This is a genomic window from Halomonas sp. AOP43-A1-21, assembly GCF_052376775.1.
In the GTDB taxonomy this organism is placed as follows: Bacteria; Pseudomonadota; Gammaproteobacteria; order Pseudomonadales; family Halomonadaceae; genus Vreelandella; species Vreelandella colorata.
This window is the reverse complement of record NZ_JBQSWC010000040.1, coordinates 18,130-36,716: the sequence shown is the minus strand read 5'-3', so window position 1 is coordinate 36,716 and position 18,587 is coordinate 18,130. Positions and strand designations below refer to the sequence as shown.

At 52.4% G+C, this 18,587-nt stretch carries 18 protein-coding genes and 1 tRNA gene; 13 read left to right on the top strand and 6 right to left on the bottom strand.

Going from position 1 to position 18,587, the window contains the following annotated elements:
• Positions 1–10: 10 nt before the first annotated feature.
• From accB to purH, 6 genes are all read left to right on the top strand, one after another.
• Positions 11–475, top strand: a complete 465-nt coding sequence (gene accB, locus ACT3R7_RS18400) for an acetyl-CoA carboxylase biotin carboxyl carrier protein (RefSeq protein ID WP_192537913.1) — start codon at positions 11–13, stop codon at positions 473–475.
• A 30-nt stretch (positions 476–505) separates the two neighbouring features.
• Complete coding sequence (gene accC, locus ACT3R7_RS18395) at positions 506–1,846, top strand: acetyl-CoA carboxylase biotin carboxylase subunit (RefSeq protein ID WP_417419909.1); 1,341 nt, start codon at positions 506–508, stop codon at positions 1,844–1,846.
• 101 nt (positions 1,847–1,947) lie between these two features.
• Entirely contained in the window at positions 1,948–2,859 is a 912-nt protein-coding gene (gene prmA, locus ACT3R7_RS18390) for a 50S ribosomal protein L11 methyltransferase (protein WP_417419908.1), read from the top strand.
• Between the two features lie 89 nt (positions 2,860–2,948).
• A complete protein-coding gene (gene dusB / locus ACT3R7_RS18385; protein WP_192537916.1) occupies positions 2,949–3,989 on the top strand; it encodes a tRNA dihydrouridine synthase DusB in 1,041 nt (346 codons plus the stop codon).
• Positions 3,986–4,309, top strand: a complete 324-nt coding sequence (gene fis, locus ACT3R7_RS18380; RefSeq protein ID WP_192537917.1) for a DNA-binding transcriptional regulator Fis — start codon at positions 3,986–3,988, stop codon at positions 4,307–4,309. The genes dusB and fis overlap by 4 nt, the downstream gene beginning before the upstream one ends.
• 49 nt (positions 4,310–4,358) lie before the next feature.
• Positions 4,359–5,939, top strand: a complete 1,581-nt coding sequence (purH, locus tag ACT3R7_RS18375; protein ID WP_192537918.1) for a bifunctional phosphoribosylaminoimidazolecarboxamide formyltransferase/IMP cyclohydrolase — start codon at positions 4,359–4,361, stop codon at positions 5,937–5,939.
• 98 nt (positions 5,940–6,037) lie between these two features.
• Here the strand turns inward: purH and ACT3R7_RS18370 are convergent, their stop codons facing one another.
• The 4 genes from ACT3R7_RS18370 to ACT3R7_RS18355 all read right to left on the bottom strand — a co-directional run bounded on the left by ACT3R7_RS18370 (position 6,038) and on the right by ACT3R7_RS18355 (position 10,152).
• Positions 6,038–7,495, bottom strand: a complete 1,458-nt coding sequence (locus ACT3R7_RS18370) for an NAD-dependent succinate-semialdehyde dehydrogenase (protein ID WP_192537919.1) — start codon at positions 7,493–7,495, stop codon at positions 6,038–6,040.
• 122 nt (positions 7,496–7,617) lie between these two features.
• Positions 7,618–8,169 carry a GTP cyclohydrolase I FolE gene (folE, locus tag ACT3R7_RS18365; RefSeq protein ID WP_192537920.1) on the bottom strand — a complete coding sequence of 184 codons (552 nt, stop codon included), beginning with the start codon at positions 8,167–8,169 and terminating at the stop codon, positions 7,618–7,620.
• A gap of 276 nt (positions 8,170–8,445) precedes the next feature.
• A complete protein-coding gene (locus tag ACT3R7_RS18360) occupies positions 8,446–9,420 on the bottom strand; it encodes a serine/threonine protein kinase (protein WP_417419907.1) in 975 nt (324 codons plus the stop codon).
• Positions 9,421–9,453: 33 nt separating this feature from the next.
• Positions 9,454–10,152, bottom strand: coding sequence for a ComFC family protein (locus ACT3R7_RS18355; RefSeq protein WP_225736133.1), 699 nt, complete (start codon positions 10,150–10,152; stop codon positions 9,454–9,456).
• 98 nt (positions 10,153–10,250) lie between these two features.
• Here ACT3R7_RS18355 and ACT3R7_RS18350 point away from each other — a divergent pair.
• The 3 genes from ACT3R7_RS18350 to ACT3R7_RS18340 all read left to right on the top strand — a co-directional run bounded on the left by ACT3R7_RS18350 (position 10,251) and on the right by ACT3R7_RS18340 (position 12,193).
• A tRNA-Leu gene (locus ACT3R7_RS18350) sits at positions 10,251–10,335 on the top strand.
• Positions 10,336–10,515: 180 nt separating this feature from the next.
• Positions 10,516–11,145 (top strand): hypothetical protein, encoded by a 630-nt coding sequence (locus ACT3R7_RS18345; protein WP_417419888.1) that lies wholly within the window; start codon positions 10,516–10,518, stop codon positions 11,143–11,145.
• 52 nt (positions 11,146–11,197) lie between these two features.
• Positions 11,198–12,193 carry a hypothetical protein gene (locus ACT3R7_RS18340; RefSeq protein WP_417419887.1) on the top strand — a complete coding sequence of 332 codons (996 nt, stop codon included), beginning with the start codon at positions 11,198–11,200 and terminating at the stop codon, positions 12,191–12,193.
• Between the two features lie 130 nt (positions 12,194–12,323).
• Here the strand turns inward: ACT3R7_RS18340 and ACT3R7_RS18335 are convergent, their stop codons facing one another.
• Positions 12,324–13,085: an SDR family NAD(P)-dependent oxidoreductase gene (locus ACT3R7_RS18335; protein WP_417419886.1), complete on the bottom strand. Its 762-nt coding sequence runs from the start codon at positions 13,083–13,085 to the stop codon at positions 12,324–12,326.
• A 173-nt stretch (positions 13,086–13,258) separates the two neighbouring features.
• Between ACT3R7_RS18335 and ACT3R7_RS18330 the strand changes: the two genes are divergently transcribed.
• The 4 genes from ACT3R7_RS18330 to ACT3R7_RS18315 all read left to right on the top strand — a co-directional run bounded on the left by ACT3R7_RS18330 (position 13,259) and on the right by ACT3R7_RS18315 (position 16,897).
• Positions 13,259–13,765, top strand: coding sequence for an FxsA family protein (locus ACT3R7_RS18330; RefSeq protein WP_417419885.1), 507 nt, complete (start codon positions 13,259–13,261; stop codon positions 13,763–13,765).
• A gap of 234 nt (positions 13,766–13,999) precedes the next feature.
• The gene (locus ACT3R7_RS18325) at positions 14,000–14,293 is read left to right on the top strand and encodes a co-chaperone GroES (RefSeq protein ID WP_018916005.1); all 294 of its coding nucleotides are present in this window, start codon (positions 14,000–14,002) and stop codon (positions 14,291–14,293) included.
• A gap of 58 nt (positions 14,294–14,351) precedes the next feature.
• Positions 14,352–15,995, top strand: a complete 1,644-nt coding sequence (gene groL, locus ACT3R7_RS18320; protein ID WP_192537926.1) for a chaperonin GroEL — start codon at positions 14,352–14,354, stop codon at positions 15,993–15,995.
• Positions 15,996–16,165: 170 nt separating this feature from the next.
• Positions 16,166–16,897, top strand: a complete 732-nt coding sequence (locus tag ACT3R7_RS18315) for an RNA methyltransferase (protein WP_192537928.1) — start codon at positions 16,166–16,168, stop codon at positions 16,895–16,897.
• A gap of 157 nt (positions 16,898–17,054) precedes the next feature.
• On the opposite strand, the gene ACT3R7_RS18310 is transcribed toward ACT3R7_RS18315, so the two are convergent.
• Positions 17,055–18,401 carry a Na+/H+ antiporter family protein gene (locus tag ACT3R7_RS18310; RefSeq protein ID WP_193091427.1) on the bottom strand — a complete coding sequence of 449 codons (1,347 nt, stop codon included), beginning with the start codon at positions 18,399–18,401 and terminating at the stop codon, positions 17,055–17,057.
• Between the last annotated feature and the right edge of the window lie 186 nt (positions 18,402–18,587).

Sequence of the window (18,587 nt, the reverse complement as noted above, 5' to 3'; positions counted from 1 at the left end):
GGGGCTCAGTATGGATATTCGCAAAGTAAAAAAATTGATCGAACTGCTCGAAGAATCAAACATTAGTGAAATCGAAATTCAGGAAGGCGAAGAGTCAGTACGCATCAGCCGCCATCCTAATGGCGCCACTTGGCAGCCCCAGCCAATGCCGCAGTACGGCTACCCGACACAAGCCCCCGCACCAGCCCCGGCCCCCGTTGCTCCAGGCGCTGACATTGAGCCTCAGGGCGCAAGCTTCCGTGGCGATGCCGTTAATTCACCCATGGTCGGCACGTTCTATCGCAGCCCTGCACCCGGCGCTAAATCGTTTGTAGAAGTGGGCGACACCGTTAAACAGGGTGATACCGTTTGCATCGTGGAAGCGATGAAAATGATGAACCAGATCGAAGCCGATCGCGACGGTGTGGTTGAAGCCATCCTGGTGGAAGATGGTGAGCCGGTGGAATTTGATCAGCCCATGATCGTCCTCGCTTAATCTTTCACATCAACACGGGTGGACTCTCCCATGCTGGACAAGGTACTTATCGCGAACCGCGGCGAGATAGCCCTACGTATCCTGCGGGCCTGTAAAGAACTGGGCATCAAAACCGTAGCGGTACACTCTAAGGCCGACCGTGAACTGATGCACGTACGCCTGGCGGATGAAGCTGTGTGTATTGGCCCGGCTTCATCGGCCCAGTCGTATTTAAATATTCCTGCACTGATCAGCGCCGCTGAAGTCACCGACTCAAGCGCGATTCATCCGGGCTACGGCTTTTTGTCTGAAAATGCCAACTTTGCCGAGCAGGTTGAGCGTTCAGGTTTTGCGTTTATTGGTCCGCGCGCTGAAACCATTCGCCTGATGGGCGACAAAGTCAGCGCTATCGAAGCCATGAAGAAAGCCGGTGTACCGACCGTTCCCGGCTCTGACGGCCCGCTTGGCGATGATGATGCTTCGAATCTGGCCGCCGGTAAGCGCGTTGGCTATCCGGTAATTATCAAGGCAGCCGCTGGCGGCGGTGGCCGTGGTATGCGGGTAGTGCATTCCCAAGACCAACTGCTTGAAGCGATTAGCATCACCCAAAACGAAGCCCAGGCAGCGTTTGGTGATGGCACGGTCTACATGGAAAAATTCCTTGAGAAACCGCGTCACGTGGAAGTGCAGGTACTTGCCGATGGCCAGGGCAACGCCATCCACCTGTATGACCGGGACTGCTCACTTCAGCGCCGCCACCAGAAAGTATTGGAAGAAGCCCCCGCCCCCGGCATTGAGCCACAAGCACGTGCTGACGTGCTCGAAGCCTGCCGTCAGGCGTGTATCGAAATCAATTACCGCGGCGCAGGTACGTTTGAGTTTCTGTATGAAGATGGCAAGTTCTTCTTCATCGAAATGAACACCCGTGTTCAGGTAGAGCACCCGGTTACTGAAATGGTAACCGGCGTCGATATCGTTAAAGAGCAGCTGCGCATTGCCTCTGGCCTGCCGCTGTCGATTCGCCAGGAAGACGTAAAGCTTAACGGCCATGCGTTTGAGTGCCGGATCAATGCCGAAGATTCGCGTACCTTTATGCCTTCACCGGGTAAAGTAACGCTATTTCATGCGCCGGGTGGCCTTGGCGTTCGTATGGACTCGCATCTTTATACGGGCTATACCGTTCCGCCTCACTACGACTCCTTGATCGGCAAACTGATCACCTGGGGGGCTGACCGCGAAACGGCGCTGACGCGCATGCGCAACGCCCTGGATGAGCTGCTGGTTGAAGGCATCAAGACCAATATCGATCTGCAGAAAGACCTGGTACGCGATAGTCATTTCCGTCAAGGGGGTGTCAACATTCACTACCTGGAAAAGAAACTCGCTGGCTAATTTAGAAATCAGCTAATTTTACTGGTTAGCCGATAGTGATGCCAAACGGGGTGGCTGAGTCCACCCCGTTACCGTTTTTGTTTCTACTGCGGAGACACGCCATGCCCTGGCTTCAACTTAAAGCCCACGTCGCGCCTGAGCAGGCGGAACTACTCGAAGACCTGCTGCTTGAAGAAGGCGCAACGGCCATTGGGCTTCAGGATGCTCACGACGATCCCGTTTTCGAGCCTGAGCGCGGCACCACGCCTTTATGGCAGGATACGATCTTAACCGGCCTGTACGATGATCTTGAAGGCGTTGAGAGCATGCTTATGCGTATAGCAGCGGCTTGGGCTGAACAGATGCCTGACGAGCCCTGCCCGGCGATTGAGTATGAGCTGCTAGCCGATCGCGACTGGGAACGTGAATGGATGGATGACTTCACGCCACTTCAGATGGGACAGCGGCTCTGGATTGTTCCCAGCTGGCACACCCCACCGCAAGCCGATGCAGTCAACTTGATTCTAGATCCAGGCCTGGCCTTTGGTACCGGCACCCATCCCACCACTGCGCTGTGCCTTGAATGGCTCGATCAGCTAGCGGTTGAGGGCACGCTTGCCGACCAGAACGTGCTGGATATTGGCTGTGGTTCGGGCATTCTGGCGATTGCCGCACTCAAGCTTGGCGCACGCCATGCCGATGGCACGGATATAGACCCCCAGGCGCTGCAAGCAAGCCGCGATAACGCCGAACGTAATCATATTGCTGAACACGATTTAGCGCTTTATTACCCCGAGCAGTTAACTGGCGGCCCCTACCCGGTTGTCACCGCTAATATTTTAGCCGGGCCCTTGGTAGAGCTGGCGCCAATGATCGCTGGACATATCGCACCGAAGGGACGTCTTGCGCTGTCAGGCATTCTTGCCAACCAGGCCCAAGACGTGCTTAGGGCCTACGAAGCAGAAGGCATCATGATGGATGAACCCGTCATTCGCGAAGGCTGGGTACGGCTCACTGGCTATCGCCCCGGTTAATCTGCGAAACAGCCTTCATTCCAATCCCGAGTAGGCGTATCATACGCCTCCTTGAAACGACCTACTCGTTATCCAGCAGCGCAATGTCCATGACCATAGCCACGCAAAAATCGACAGCCATCGGCCCTTACACGTTGTCCAATCAGGTAATTCTGGCGCCTATGGCCGGTGTTACCGACCGTCCCTTTCGCCAGCTATGCCGACAGCTGGGCGCGGGCTGGGTGGTGGGTGAAATGGTAACCGCCGACCCGAGCCTCTGGCATACGCGCAAGTCACAGCTGCGTATGGACCACCAGGGCGAGCCCGACCCGCGCGTAGTCCAGATTGCGGGCGGCGATGCAGAGATGCTTGCTCAGGCAGCTCGGCTAAACGTGGAGCTTGGCGCACAAATTATTGATATCAATATGGGCTGCCCGGCGAAAAAGGTCTGCAACAAGGCAGCAGGGTCTGCCCTGTTACGCGATGAAGCCTTAGTAGCGGAAATTCTGGATGCCGTGGTCAAGGCTGTTGAGGTTCCGGTTACGCTAAAAATTCGTACCGGCTGGTGCGCTGAATCGAACAACGGCGTACGTATTGCTCGGCTTGCAGAAGATGCTGGTATTCAAGCACTGGCCGTTCATGGCCGACATCGCGAACAGCGCTATACTGGATGGGCAGAATACGACACGATTGCCGATATTAAATCGCGTCTTTCGATCCCTGTGATTGCCAATGGTGATATTACAAGCCCTGAAAAAGCAGCTGAAGTCCTTCGTTATACCGGTGCAAACGCGGTAATGGTGGGGCGAGGCGCCCAAGGCAATCCGTGGATTTTTAAACAGATCACCCACTATCTCGAACACGGCAAGCAATTAGCATTGCCAAGCCTTGAAGAGCGTCGCCGCGTGCTCCTAGCGCATGTAGCGGCCCTTCATGCGTTTTACGGAGACACAATGGGTGTGCGTATTGCTCGCAAGCATATTGGCTGGTATCTCGAAAGTGACCAGCGCTTTTGCGAGGCAACACGCCGCCAATTGAAACAACAATTTAATGCGTTAACGTTACCTGAAACGCAATTTAATTGGATTAATGACGCGATGGCGCTTGATGCTGACAAGCGTCTGCTAGCTACAGGAAGCCATGCTGCATGAACGAACGCGATTTTCTTTCCAGCGAGTTATCCTCGCGCCTAGCGGGCACGCTCGCTGACCCGGCGGCAAGCGTTCCACCGCAGCCGTTAAGAGAGGCCGTGGAAACCGCCATGCGCCGCTACTTCGAGCATCTCGATGGCAGCCAGGCCACCGACCTGTACGCCATGGTGATGGCCGAAGTAGAAGCGCCGCTGCTCACTTGTGTCATGGAGCATACGGAAGGTAACCAAACACGAGCAGCTGACGTACTTGGATTAAACCGGGGGACGTTGCGCAAAAAACTCAAGCTTTACGGACTTATCGAAGGTGACGCCCCATAACCATGGGGCGTTGTTGTTTTTATTTCCAACTCTGCATATGAGCACTCTAATGGTTGATAGTACTGCTACCCCTGTTCGCCGCGCTCTTTTGAGCGTTTCTGATAAAACCGGCATCGTGGAGTTTGCCCGCGGCTTATCCGAGCGCGGTATCGAGCTGCTTTCTACAGGCGGTACGTTCCGCTTGCTACAGGAAAATGCCATTGCGGTGACGGAAGTTTCCGAACATACCGGCTTTCCTGAAATTATGGACGGCCGGGTAAAAACCCTGCACCCGAAAATTCATGGCGGCATTCTGGCTCGCCGCGGCCAAGACGATGCCGTCATGGCTGAAAACGATATCACCCCGATTGATATGGTCGTGGTTAACCTCTACCCCTTTGCGGCGACAGTAGCCAAGCCTGACTGCAGCCTGGAAGATGCTATCGAGAATATCGATATCGGTGGCCCGACCATGGTGCGCGCTTGCGCTAAAAACCACGCGTATACCACCATCGTGGTTAATGCCGACGATTATGCCCGCGTGCTTGCAGAGCTTGCGACCAATGATGGTCAAGTGAGCACTGCCACGCGTTTTGACCTTGCGGTAAAAGCCTTTGAACATACCGCAGGCTATGACGGCGCTATCGCGGATTATTTGGGTCGCAAGGTTAATGAGAGCGACGCGACCTTTGCGCGCACGTTTAATCTGCAGCTGCATAAAAAGCAGGACATGCGCTACGGCGAAAACCCGCATCAGCAGGCGGCTTTTTACGTTGACCCTTCCGCCTCGGAGCCCAGCGTTGCTACGGCCACCATGCTCCAGGGCAAACCGCTCTCGTTCAATAACGTGGCTGATACCGATGCGGCCTTTGAATGCGTGAAAGCGTTTGATGAAACGGCCTGCGTGATTGTTAAACACGCTAACCCGTGCGGCGTCGCGATCGGTGCCACCGCGCTAGAGGCTTACGACAAAGCGTTTGCGACCGACCCCACCAGCGCCTTTGGCGGCATTATTGCCTTCAACACGCCGCTTGGAGCCGATACTGCCCGTGCCATTGTTGACCGACAGTTTGTTGAGGTCATTATCGCGCCTGGGGTAAGCGATGAAGCGGTTGCAATTATCGCTGAGAAGAAAAACGTTCGCCTGCTGGATGTAAGCGCTCATTGGCCTGGAGAAACCCAGCCCGCATTTGATTTCAAACGGGTCAACGGTGGCCTGCTGGTACAAGAGCGTGACCAGGGTATGGTGACGCGTGAAGAGATTACCGTGGTAAGCGAGCGCGCGCCCTCAGAACAGGAGCTGCGCGATTTGGCATTCGCATGGCGCGTGGCCAAATTCGTTAAATCCAACGCCATTGTTTACGCCAAAGCTGGCCAAACGATCGGTGTCGGTGCAGGCCAGATGAGCCGCGTGTACTCGGCCAAAATTGCGGGTATTAAAGCGGCCGATGAAAACCTGTCCGTACCGGGTTCAGTCATGGCTTCTGACGCTTTCTTCCCGTTCCGTGACGGTATTGATGCAGCCGCCGCCGCGGGTATCACCGCCGTCATTCAGCCGGGCGGCTCGATGCGTGATCAGGAAGTAATTGACGCCGCCAATGAAGCGGGCATCGCCATGGTCTTCACCGGCATGCGTCATTTCCGTCACTAAACAGTAGTGAAATAAATGCGCTAGATAAACAAAAGCCTCGCAAGCACCGCCTGCGAGGCTTTTTTTAACGGCAACAAGCCTGCGATATTCTACTCATGTTAGCCAAGATCAATACACAGGTACTTGGTTTCCAAATACTCTTCCAAGCCTTGATGACCGCCTTCGCGCCCTAAGCCTGACGCTTTGACCCCGCCAAACGGTGCCGACGCATTGGAAATAAGGCCGGTGTTGATCCCGACCATGCCATATTCCAGCGCTTCAGCAACGCGCCAAACTCGCGAGAGATCCCGAGAATAGAAGTAAGACGCCAGCCCATACTGGGTGTCGTTGGCCATTTCAATAGCGGTTTCTTCATCATCAAAGGGGAAAACAGCGGCTAAGGGACCAAAGGTCTCTTCCTGGGCCACCTTCATGTTTTCCTTTGCAAAGCTGATAAGTGTAGGCGTGAAGAAATTGCCACCCAGAGGATGAGGGTGACCGCCCAACAATAGCTCAGCCCCCTTATCAAGCGCGTCTTGAACATGCTCGCTGACTTTCTTGACCCCATCTTCATCAATCAGCGGGCCAATATTAATATTCGGCTGCGTGCCATCACCCACGTTTAGCTCGCTGTTCATGGCTACTGCTAGCTTTTCACAAAATGCATTAATGACGCTGGACTGAACTAAAAAGCGGTTAGTGCAGATACAGGTTTGCCCCGCATTGCGGAACTTGGCAGCCATCGCACCTTCAACGGCAGCATCTAAATCAGCATCTTCAAAAACAATAAACGGTGCGTTACCACCAAGTTCCAGCGAGATTTTCTGTACATGCTCTGAGGCCTTCGCCATCAGCGTTCGGCCCACTTCGGTGGAACCGGTGAAAGTAATTTTGCGGACTTTAGGTGACTGGGTGAGCGCTTCGGCAATTTCACCGGCGCGACCCGGCACCACATTAAAGACGCCGCGCGGTATGCCTGCACGCTCAGCCAATAGCGCTAATGCTGTCGCGGAGAACGGCGTTTGACTGGCAGGCTTGATCACAATAGTACAACCCGCTGCTAAAGCAGCACCGGCCTTGCGGGTAATCATCGCCGCCGGGAAATTCCAGGGGGTAATCGCGCCTACAACGCCAACCGGCTGTTTGGTAACCATGATGCGCTGGTTTGACTTCGAGGCAGGGATGGTCTCGCCGTATACGCGCCGGGCTTCTTCGGCAAACCAGCGCAGAAAACTCGCCGCATAGGCAATTTCACCTTCGGCTTCTTTAACCGGCTTGCCCTGCTCAAACGTCATCAGCAGCGCAAGATCATGCTGATGCTCAAGCATTAAATCGTGCCACTTGAGTAGAAGATCAGCGCGCTCCTGCGCGGTTAACGAACGCCATGCGGGTAAAGCGGCGTCGGCTGCATCAATCGCACGCTCAGTTTCCGCTTTGCCTAAGCGGGGCATGTCCCCCACCGGCTTGCCCGTGGCGGGGTTAATAACGTTAATTTGTTCTCCACTGTCAGCGGCTACCCAACTGCCGTCGATATAGGCAAAGGGGCTATACAGCTGTGTCTCTTTTAACGCTTCCATGACAGACTCCTGGCCAAAAGATGGCCCTGTGGGCTCATATTTACGCTTTCATGCTAAGACGAAACCACGTAATTAACCAAGTGTTTGGCCAATATCGCCACTCTGACCATGGAAACGCCACCTTAATTAATCAGCGTTAAAAACTCCTGACGCGTGGCGGGGTTATCACGGAACCCACCCAGCATTACCGATGAAGTCATGCTTGAGTTCTGCTTTTCTACGCCACGCATCATCATGCACAAATGCCGCGCTTCCACCACGACAGCCACCCCTTTCGCACCGGTCACCTGCTGGACAGCATCGGCAATTTCACGGGTCAGACTTTCCTGAATCTGCATACGCCGCGCATACATATCGACAATACGTGCAAATTTAGAAAGCCCTAACACTTTGCCATCCGGTAAATAGGCAATGTGGCATTTACCAATGAAGGGTAATAAGTGGTGCTCACACATAGAGTAAAGCTCTATATTTTTTACCAGCACCATCTCATCGGTCTTGGATTCAAAAACCGCTCCGTTAATGATTTCTTCGAGCGATTGCTGATAGCCTGCGTTTAAAAACTGCATGGCCTTAGCTGCGCGCTTAGGCGTATCCCGCAGCCCTTCACGATCAGGATCTTCACCAAGAGCAGTAATAATTTGGCGATAATGCTGGGCGATGTCATCGGTCATATCAAGTCTCACTAAAACGGTGCCTGTCTACTCGATGCAACTGCTCATCGTGGCAACTCCATCGACAAGCCAAGCATCCTAAGCAGTGCCTAAGCCCTTTATTCATAAGTTATGCAATATGAAGTCAGTAAAAAGCTAATGCAAATTAATATAAGTATTAAAAAAACGCGTTATCAAATTATTTTAACGCACCTAATCGCTATGTGGCAGATGGCAACGACTTTTAAAACGGTAATTACGCCGCTCTTAAGCTGTCTGGAGCTTTTAAATAAATGCTTAAGCCAGCCATATAGGACGCTCAAGCTGCAAACACTGCTGCTCTAGCTGACGAATGTGCTGATCCCAGTAACCGCTTTCGGCCATCCAGGGAAAAGCCCGTGGAAACGCAGGATCGTCCCAGCGCGACACCAGCCAAGCACTATGCCGAATCAATCGATAGGCCCTTAATGGTTCAATTAACGACATCTGATCATGAGGAAACGGCTGCGACTCCTCATACCCTTCACTGATTTCATTAAGCTGTGCTCGCCAGCCGTCGGGGTCGTCGGTCGGCAGCAACATCCAGATGTCCTGAATGGCGGGCGCCATCAGGCAGTCATCAAAATCAACTAAGGTAAATTGCTCATCCCGCCCCAGCACGTTGCCCAAGTGGCAATCACCATGGCAACGCATTAACGAAGCGGAATCGAGCGCTTTAGATGCCAGCAGCCGCTGCATTTTTTCAACCACCGACTGATAAGCACGCTGCTGGAATTGACTCAGCCACTGGCTCTGAACGACCCGCTGGCGGGCATTTTCTATTCCGCTTTCAAGCACTAGTTGAGGGCGATGCTGAAAAGCTTTGCGGTGCGATACTTTATGCAGCCGCCCTAACACTTCGCCCAGCGCATAAAGATGCGCGGGGTTATCGAGCTCCGGTGCCTGACCTGCACATTGACGAAAAAGCGTAAAACGAAAACCGGCGTAGCGATGCAACGACTGCCCTTCACTATTGCGCCAAGGCGCCACTACCGGCACCCCCGCTTTATCAAGCTCCTGTAAAAAATCATGCTCTTCTTGAATAGCGGCATCCGACCAGCGCTCGGGACGATAAAACTTTATCACCCAGCTTCGTGCTTCATCATCACGAAACATCAATACACGGTTTTCATAGCTATTAAGCGCAAAAGGCTCGCCGGCTGGCCAAATATCGACAGATTCGGCCGCCGACATGACCGTATCAGGCGACAGTGCACTGAAAAGATGTGACATAAATCGCTCCTGAGTAACCAAACGCCTATCTTATCAACTATTGCCTAGCGGCGTTCTGGCAACAGCCCAGATGTCTACATGCATTGCACCAGCCTTTTGGGCAACCCTTGCCAGTGCGTTGGTAGTGGCCCCGGTTGTGACAACATCGTCAATCAGAGTTATATGCGCGGGAAGCGGCCCTTTTATGCTGAAAGCGCCACGTAGATTAGCCGCTCGCTCCTGTCGGTTTAGCGTACGTTGCGAAGCTACTAGCTTGTGACACTCAGCATTGAGCAGTTCAAGGCCTGTCCGTCTGGCTAGCTGCTCTGCTAGCCAGTACGCCTGATTAAACCCTCTCTCTCGCGCCCGCTGATGGTGCATTGGCACAGGCAGTAACGCAGAACCCAAAAGATCGGGCTTATTCACTAACATCAACTCCACCAGAAGCATCCCCGCTCGAGGCGATGCATTAAATTTAAAATCATGCATAAGCTCTTTAATCGAGGACTGATAGAGCAGGCTCACATGAGCACGTTTGATAGGCGGTGGTTCCATCAGGCAGTGACCGCATAGCGATTGCGCCGGTTGGCGTAGTGGTTCGCCACACCGTGTGCAGCAAAGCGTATTCCAAGGCAGCTCAGCCAAACAGTCGCGACACCACCCCACACCATCGTGGGCGGGCATCAGGCAAAAGGCACAATATCCCGGCAGGGCTTCTTGCAACCCTCGATGCACCCGTTGCCACCCTTTCATTAACCCCATACAGCTCCTTAGTTGAGCAATGCCTGACAACTATGTTGTTTAAAGCGTTGACATTATCCATAAATTTGATAATATACGTCTCGTCTTCTGCGGATGTGGTGGAATTGGTAGACACGCTAGATTTAGGTTCTAGTGCCGTAAGGTGTGGGAGTTCGAGTCTCCCCATCCGCACCAATTTTAGTTAGTTATCTCATTTTTATTATATTCCTATCAATCGGTAAGCATATGCTTACCGATTTTTTTATGTTTTTTTCACCCCTATTCACCACCTCCCCCTTTAGCTAACTTCTGCTAACCTTTTAGCAACGTTAGTGTTTTGCAATTCGGCATCTTGCCTTGAGAAGGATCTCAATTATGGAATGGCTCAACGAGCACGCACAGGCAATCTCCGCTGCTAGCAGCATCCTCACCTTATTTGTTTGGGTTTTTTATGCTCAATTGCTTTATGGCGGCTATGCGCGCCAACGTCGGCCTCGGATTATTATTAACCGAGGTAAAGGAATAGGCTTGGATGCGCTTTGCTTAGTTAGCAATATGAGCAACGAAGCCATTTACGTTCAGCATCTTGTTGCGGTTCTGCATACCAAGGAGCAAAGCTACCAGCTTGATATCGTTGAATATCAACAACAGGGCGATGAAGATGAAGAGGTAGATTACCGCACGCACCAAGGACCGCTTAGCTCAGGTGATTACATTCACATCCAGTCCTTTGAATCGATCATCAAACGATTAACTCAGTATTGGGACTTGGATGAAGATGCCATCAAACAGCAGGAGCTGTTGCTTGAGATACGTGTTATTGCCATCTACGGCTCAGAGGATATGCCGATTGGCGCTTCACGGCGTTTTCATTTGAATCTATCCGCCGAGCCTGTTCGCCAACTCACCCCCTCCAGCGTGGATACTCACCGTATGAACAGCCGACGCGATCGAAAACGCGTGCTAAAGTGGGCGAAGGATATAGAAATACACAAAGCTTCCTGAGCCTAAGCTAGCGCTTCATATAATTTTAAAAACGATCATTCGAGATAATTACATGAAACAGTTTTTTGCCTTGCTATGTCTAGGCACTTTAACGCTTGTCACTTCTCAGGCTTACGCCGAGGAAGAAACTAGTGACTTACCCGATTGGGCCGAAGAGCAAGTTGAGCCGTTTCGTGCCAGTGTTGGCAACTGGGTGGACAATACATCACGCAATATTGATTCATTTTTTGGTGGGGAATACTATAATAACTCCGTTAATAACGAGTCCTATTTACGCCTGGGCCAAGAGATTGACTGGATGGAAGGAGAGGGTGTGGGCGGCGACGTCAGCGTACGTTATCGGATCGACCTACCCACTACCGAAGAGCGTTTACGCCTAGTCATTGAAAGCGATCCGGAAGAGTCACAAGGAACCTTGGCCGATCAAGGCTCTGGCCGCCTGTATAACGACCAGCGCGACCGTCGTAACTCGACATTTGGGCTGGACTGGCTTGAAAGCCGGGATAAACGCGAAAACTGGAGTAACCGGATTGGCGCGGGTGTTCGCTTACGCCTGCCTCTGGATCCTTACGTACGCTTTACCAGCGAACGGCTCTGGGATATCGGTGACGGCCCCTGGCAGCTGGAATCGTTTAACCGCCTTTCGTGGTTTAACAATGAAGGTTACTCCGCGCGCACCGAATGGGATATTGGCCGCCCTCTTTCTGAAAATCGCCACCTGCGCTTTATCACTAACGTTCAGTGGCGAGAAGAAGAAGATACGCTAGAGTACAGCGAAATTGCCGAGCTTAACCAACGGCTCAATAAGCGTAGTGCGCTGCGCTATTCAGCTATTGCCATTGGCGAAAGCGTCTCTAATCCGCGCATAACGAACTACTACTTACAAACCCGTTATCGCCGTGATGTCCATAAAGGCATTTTATTTGCCGATGTCATACCAGAGCTGCACTTTCAACGCGAAGTTAGCTACGACCCTCGCTGGGCAATGACGCTACGCCTGGAAATGTACTTTCAGCGTGAAATAAATCGTGACTATTTTGGCTTCTAGTCCCCTTGGTTTTTCAATTACCTTGTTTCTAATTACCTGACTTATAGCTAGCTGATTTTGTAATAAACGCTTAAAGCGAGCCGAGGGCGTAAGCCCGGCTCGCGGTCTTAGCGTTTTTTTTCAAATAGAATTACAGCCGCAAGCCGCCGTCACATTCGATAATCCGCGCACTGAAATAGTCGTTATCAAAAATAAACGCGACACTTTTGGCAATATCATCAGGCTCTCCCAAGCGCCTCAACGGTACGCTTGATGAGATTCTTTCCAACATGTCGGGGCGCATGGCCGCCGTCATATCGGTTGCGACAAAACCCGGCGCCACGGTACCAGTGCGAATACCATAGCGAGCCAGCTCCTTACCCCACGTCACCGTCAGCGCGTGAACGCCCGCTTTAGCCGCCGCATAGTTACTCTGCCCCGCATTGCCGGCTCGTGAAATGCTTGAGATATTAACGATAACGCCCTCGAGCCCCGCTTCAATGATCTGGGTCGCCGCCTCACGGCCACATAGGAACACACCGGTCAAGTTAACATTAAGAACCCGTTGCCAAGTCTCAAATGACATGCGTTTTTCTACATGACCATCAGTGGCTTTTACCAGCAGAGCATCATCAGTAATACCTGCATTGTTAACACAACCGCTAATAGGCCCCATGCGTTTCGCAATATCACCAAACGCCGCAATGACCGAAGCCTCCTCAGCGACATTCACGACAAATGCTTCCGACTGAATACCATCTCGCTTAAGCTCTGATACCGCCCGATCTAACGCTTCAGCACTCATATCCAGCAAAGCAAGTGCTGCCCCTTGCTGGCCTAAACGCTGTGCTATTGAAAAGCCTAGCCCCCGAGCACCTCCCGTAATAGCGATCACCTTACCGGCTAATTGCATGCTTCTCTCCTTACCCATTGGTTTGTAAAATAACTCTACCTCAGCTTTCATCAACAGCCCATTAACACTGAGTCTCAGGCGTGCATTGCGAATCAATAAACATAACGAGAAGACGCTTGTTTTTTGCACTTATGACACAATAATGATCGATTACGCCTGTTACGGAGCCGGTCATGCCAATTCTTGTATTCATCTCTTTATTTACCTTACTCGATTTCATACTGTTGTTTTCAATCGGCAGCCAAATAGGCCTACTCACCACCCTGTTGCTTGTTTTAGCGACGGGCGTCATTGGGCTACACCTAATTCGCAAAGAAGGTGTGTCTACGTTTGCCCGCGCCCGTCAACGCATGCAGGCAGGTGAAATCCCGTCCAATGAACTGCTAACGGGCGCGGCGCTTATTTTCGGCGGCGCCCTTCTGATGGCGCCAGGTTTCTTATCCGACATAGTGGGAATCGCCTGTCTGCTGCCGAACGCACGGCAGCTTATGTATAAAGCCCTAATGTGGCTTGGCTTGAAAACCAGCCTCTATAGCGGGCAAAACGATCAACCTAAAACACATCGCCAGCAACGTACTTCCTATCATGAAAGTAATGGCGATAAAACTGGTGCTTCCAATGAAACGGGGCCGCTGGAAGGTGATTTTATTAGTCGCGATGATGGCTCCCGGCGTCGCTAGCGTCGATTAATATAAAAAAATCAAATAAAAGGCGCTTTTTTCATCGCTGCCCCTTGAAAGGGCTTTTGAAGCCCCCACTTTTTGAACCAGCATACAGGCTCGGTGGTGACGGTTACGTTGCCACCATTAACAACGAAGGTTGTGAACCTTCATTTCTCGTGGTAATGCCCTCGAGAATCTTGTTTTAGCTATCTGCCCTATTAGGGCCTTGACGATACTCAGGAGAACGTGAGCATGAAAATCCGTCCTTTGCACGATCGCGTCGTAGTTCGCCGCGTGGAAGAAGAACAGAAAACTGCTGGTGGCATCGTGCTTCCAGGCAATGCACAAGAAAAGCCCACGCGTGGCGAAGTTCTTGCAGTAGGCAACGGTCGCATTCTCGATAACGGCGAAGTACGTCCGCTAGACGTTAAAGTTGGCGACAGCGTAATTTTCAAAGATGGCTTTGGCGTTGAGAAGCAAAAAATCGACGGCGAAGAAGTCTTGATCATGAGCGAAGCCGACATCCTGGCGGTCGTTGAAGGCTAATCATCGCCTCAACTACTTACTTTCACCTTTTATAATTCGATTTTAGGAAGTAACGAACATGGCAGCTAAACAAGTTAAGTTTTCTGATGACGCACGTAAACGTATGGCTCGCGGCGTTGACGTTCTAGCCAACGCGGTAAAAGTTACCCTGGGCCCGAAAGGCCGTAACGTTGTGCTCGACAAATCCTTTGGTGCGCCGACCGTTACTAAAGACGGTGTGTCGGTTGCCAAAGAGATCGAACTGAAAGACAAGTTCGAAAACATGGGCGCACAAATGGTTAAAGAAGTTGCTTCCAAAACTTCTGACGCAGCCGGCGACGGTACCACTACCGCCACCGTACTGGCTCAAGCCATTGTTGCAGAAGGCCTGAAAGGCGTTACTGCTGGCATGAACCCGATGGATCTTAAGCGCGGCATTGACCAAGCAGTCACTGCAGCGGTTAAAGAAATTCAGGCAATGTCTGTACCCTGCACCGACACCAAGTCGATTGCTCAGGTAGGTACTATTTCTGCCAACGGCGACAAGCGCATCGGTGAAATCATCGCTGAAGCGATGGAAAAAGTTGGTAAAGAAGGCGTTATCACTGTTGACGAAGGCCGTGGCTTCGAAGACGAGCTGGAAGTCGTTGAAGGTATGCAGTTTGATCGCGGCTACCTCTCGCCCTACTTCGTGACCAACCAGGACACCATGGCGGTTGAACTGGAAGATCCTTACATCCTGCTCGTGGATAAGAAGATCTCCAACATTCGCGAACTGCTGCCGGTTCTGGAAGCTGTTGCCAAGCAAGGCAAACCGCTTGCCATCATCGCTGAAGATATCGAAGGCGAAGCACTGGCGACGTTGGTTGTAAACAACATGCGCGGTATCGTTAAAGTAGCCGCTGCCAAGGCACCTGGCTTCGGCGACCGTCGTAAAGCTATGCTGCAGGATATCGCTATCCTGACTAACGGTACCGTTATTTCTGAAGAAGTCGGCCTGACGCTTGAGCAAGCGAACCTGGATCACCTGGGTACTGCCAAGCGCATGACGATGTCTAAAGAAAACACCACCATCATTGATGGCGCCGGTGTAGAAAACGATATCGAAGCACGTGTTAACCAGATCCGTGCGCAGATCGAAGACACTTCTTCTGACTACGACAAAGAGAAGCTGCAAGAGCGCGTTGCCAAACTGGCAGGCGGCGTTGCCGTTATCCGCGTTGGTGCGGCTACCGAAGTCGAAATGAAAGAGAAGAAAGCTCGCGTTGAAGACGCGCTGCATTCTACTCGTGCAGCCGTAGAAGAAGGCGTTGTACCTGGCGGCGGCACCGCACTGGTTCGCGTAATGGCCAAAGTACAAGGCTTGACTGGCGAAAACGAAGACCAGAACCACGGTATCAACATGGCGCTGCGCGCTATGCAGTCTCCGCTGCGTCAGATCGTAACCAACGCTGGTGAAGAAGCGGCTGTGGTTATCAACCGCGTTAAAGATGGCGAAGGCAACTTCGGCTACAACGCCCAAACGGGTGAGTACGGCGACCTGTTCGAAATGGGTGTTCTTGACCCGGCGAAAGTAACCCGTACTGCACTGCAGTCTGCGGGCTCTGTTGCTGGTCTGATGATCACCACTGAGTGCATGATCGCTGATGACCCAGAAGAGAAAGAAGCCGCGCCGGATATGGGTGGCATGGGTGGAATGGGTGGAATGGGCGGCATGATGTGATGCACCCTTGAGCCTATCGCTCTGACATTTAGCGTCATCAAAAACCCCGCCTTGTGCGGGGTTTTTGTCGTTTAGCGGCAGCCCGGCGTGAGCGATTCACACACGCCACTCATTATGAAAGCGTGCTACCATCAGCGCCTTTATTAGGCAGCTTTTAGGTCGTTATTACCGTGCTTTCCAATATACGCATCGTGCTTGTGCAAACCTTCCACCCTGGCAACATTGGTGCCGCCGCGCGCGCCATGAAAACCATGGGACTAACCAACCTTGTACTGGTTAATCCTCGTTGCTTTCCTGATGAAGAAGCAACGCGGCTAGCGGCAGGTGCAACGGATGTTCTGGAAAAAGCGCTAGTGGTTACTAGCCTCGAAGATGCTGTGCAAGACTGCGTGCAGGTAGTAGGTGCCAGCGCGCGGCTGCGCAGCCTGCCGCTGCCCCACTTCGACGAACCAGATGATATGGCCGAGCAGGTCATCTCGAACGCGACCAACGCGCCGGTTGCCCTGGTATTTGGTCGTGAGCGCTCAGGCTTAACCAACGACGAGATACGCTGCTGTACCCACCAAGTAAGTATCCCGGCCAACCCTGAGTACGGTATCTTAAATCTTTCTCAAGCCGTTCAAATTCTGGCCTATGAGACCCATCGCGCTTGGCGAAAACGTGATGCGAGTGACTTTAGCTACCAGCGCCCCCTTGAAGCTACCCCGCCCAGCCGCGAACAATTTGTGCATTTCCAGGATCATCTGGGCCGTTTAATGCAGCAAAGCGGCTTTCTTACCCAACCGCATGCACGTACCGAGGAACAGCTTCAAGCCCTTTTTTCTCGCGCCCAGCCCAGCCGTAAAGAGCTTTCACTGCTGCGTGGATTACTTAGCGCCTTCGAAGCCCATTTGCCTAAATAGCCACAACCGCTTACATAAAAACGGCAGCCACTGGCTGCCGTTTATATGACGTTACTTTTCGGTGCTAATTTTTTTAAGAACTATTTTTTAAGAACTATTTTAAGAATTTTTTTAAGAGCTTCTTTTTTAGCACTGCTTGGTAGCTACAGCATGACGATTAAAGCGTCATGGCCGCCAGCCAGCCAAAGGCAATCAGCGGCAGATTGTAGTGCAAAAACGTCGGCACCACGCTATCCCATATATGGTCATGCTGCCCATCGACATTTAAGCCAGCCGTTGGCCCAAGGGTTGAGTCAGAAGCGGGTGAACCAGCATCCCCCAGGGCGGCTGCGGTTCCCACTAGCACGACCGTCGCCAAGGGCGAAAATCCAAACTGTACGGCCAGGGGTACAAAGATCGCGGCAATAATCGGGATCGTTGAAAAAGAAGAGCCGATGCCCAGAGTGATGAATAGACCCACCAGCAGCATTACCAGCGCTGCGACGCCGCGATTATCACCAAATATCTCAAAAGCTCCCGCAACCAAAGCATCAATATCACCGGTCGACTTCATTACTTCGGCAAAGCCAGCCGCCGAAATCATGATAAATCCGATCAGCGCCATCATCCGCATACCGCTGGTGAACAGGTCGTCGGCTTCACGCCATTTAAAAATCCCGCCGATGGATAGCAGGCCGATGCCAACCAAACCGCCTAAAATCATCGAACCGCTGTAAAGCTGTAACCCCAGTGCCGCCACAATTGCCACACCGGACATTATCAAGCCTAACTTATGCGGTTTGGCAGGCGTATTTACGTGCTGTGCGTTGCTCATCGCCAGGTCTTTGCTGGAATACTCGCGGCCACCGCGATAGCTAAAGAACAAGGCCACTAAAAGCCCAATGGCCATGCCGCCCACAGGTATCGCCATGGCCATAGGCACCATGGCACGGGTAATTTCCAGGCCCAGGGGGGCGCCTGCGCTGTTTAAATTCGCCAGCAGAATATCGTTAAGGAAAATAGCCCCAAACCCGACCGGCAGCAGCATATAAGGCGCGGTTAAGCCAAAGGTCAGCGCGCAGGCTACCGCACGACGGTCTAGCTGGAGGCGATTCATGACGGTTAACAGCGGCGGAATTAAAACCGGAATAAAGGCGATATGCACGGGGATCGCATTTTGCGATGAAATCGCCACCAGTAACACGGCAGTGAGGAGCAGCATTTTAACGCGCGCCTGATGCTTTATCGTCGTCTCTTTACCCAGCATGGTAATCAATCGATTCGCCAGCATGTCTGGCAACCCAGAGCGCGAGATTGCCACGGCAAAAGCGCCCAACGTGGCATAGGCCAGCGCCACCTGTGCGCCCCCGCCGACCCCGTTGTTAAACGCCTCCAGGGTTTGATCAAGCGTAAGGCCGCCCACCAAGCCCCCAACCAAGGCGCCTAAAACCAAGGCAAAGACAACAGACACACGTAAAAGCGACAGTACTACCATAACGAGTACTGCAAGTATCACTGCATTCATGAAGAGTTCCAGAGCGATGACAAAGTGATCAGGACGTGTACGAAAAGCAAGCGAACGCCTTGCGGCGCACTAATGAGCCAGCGGTTTGATACACAGCCTAATATCGAGGGGGCAAATTTTAGCAGATCGCTCGCTTACAAAAAGCATCCATCGCGTTATTTCTAAACGCCTGCGCTTACATATGGC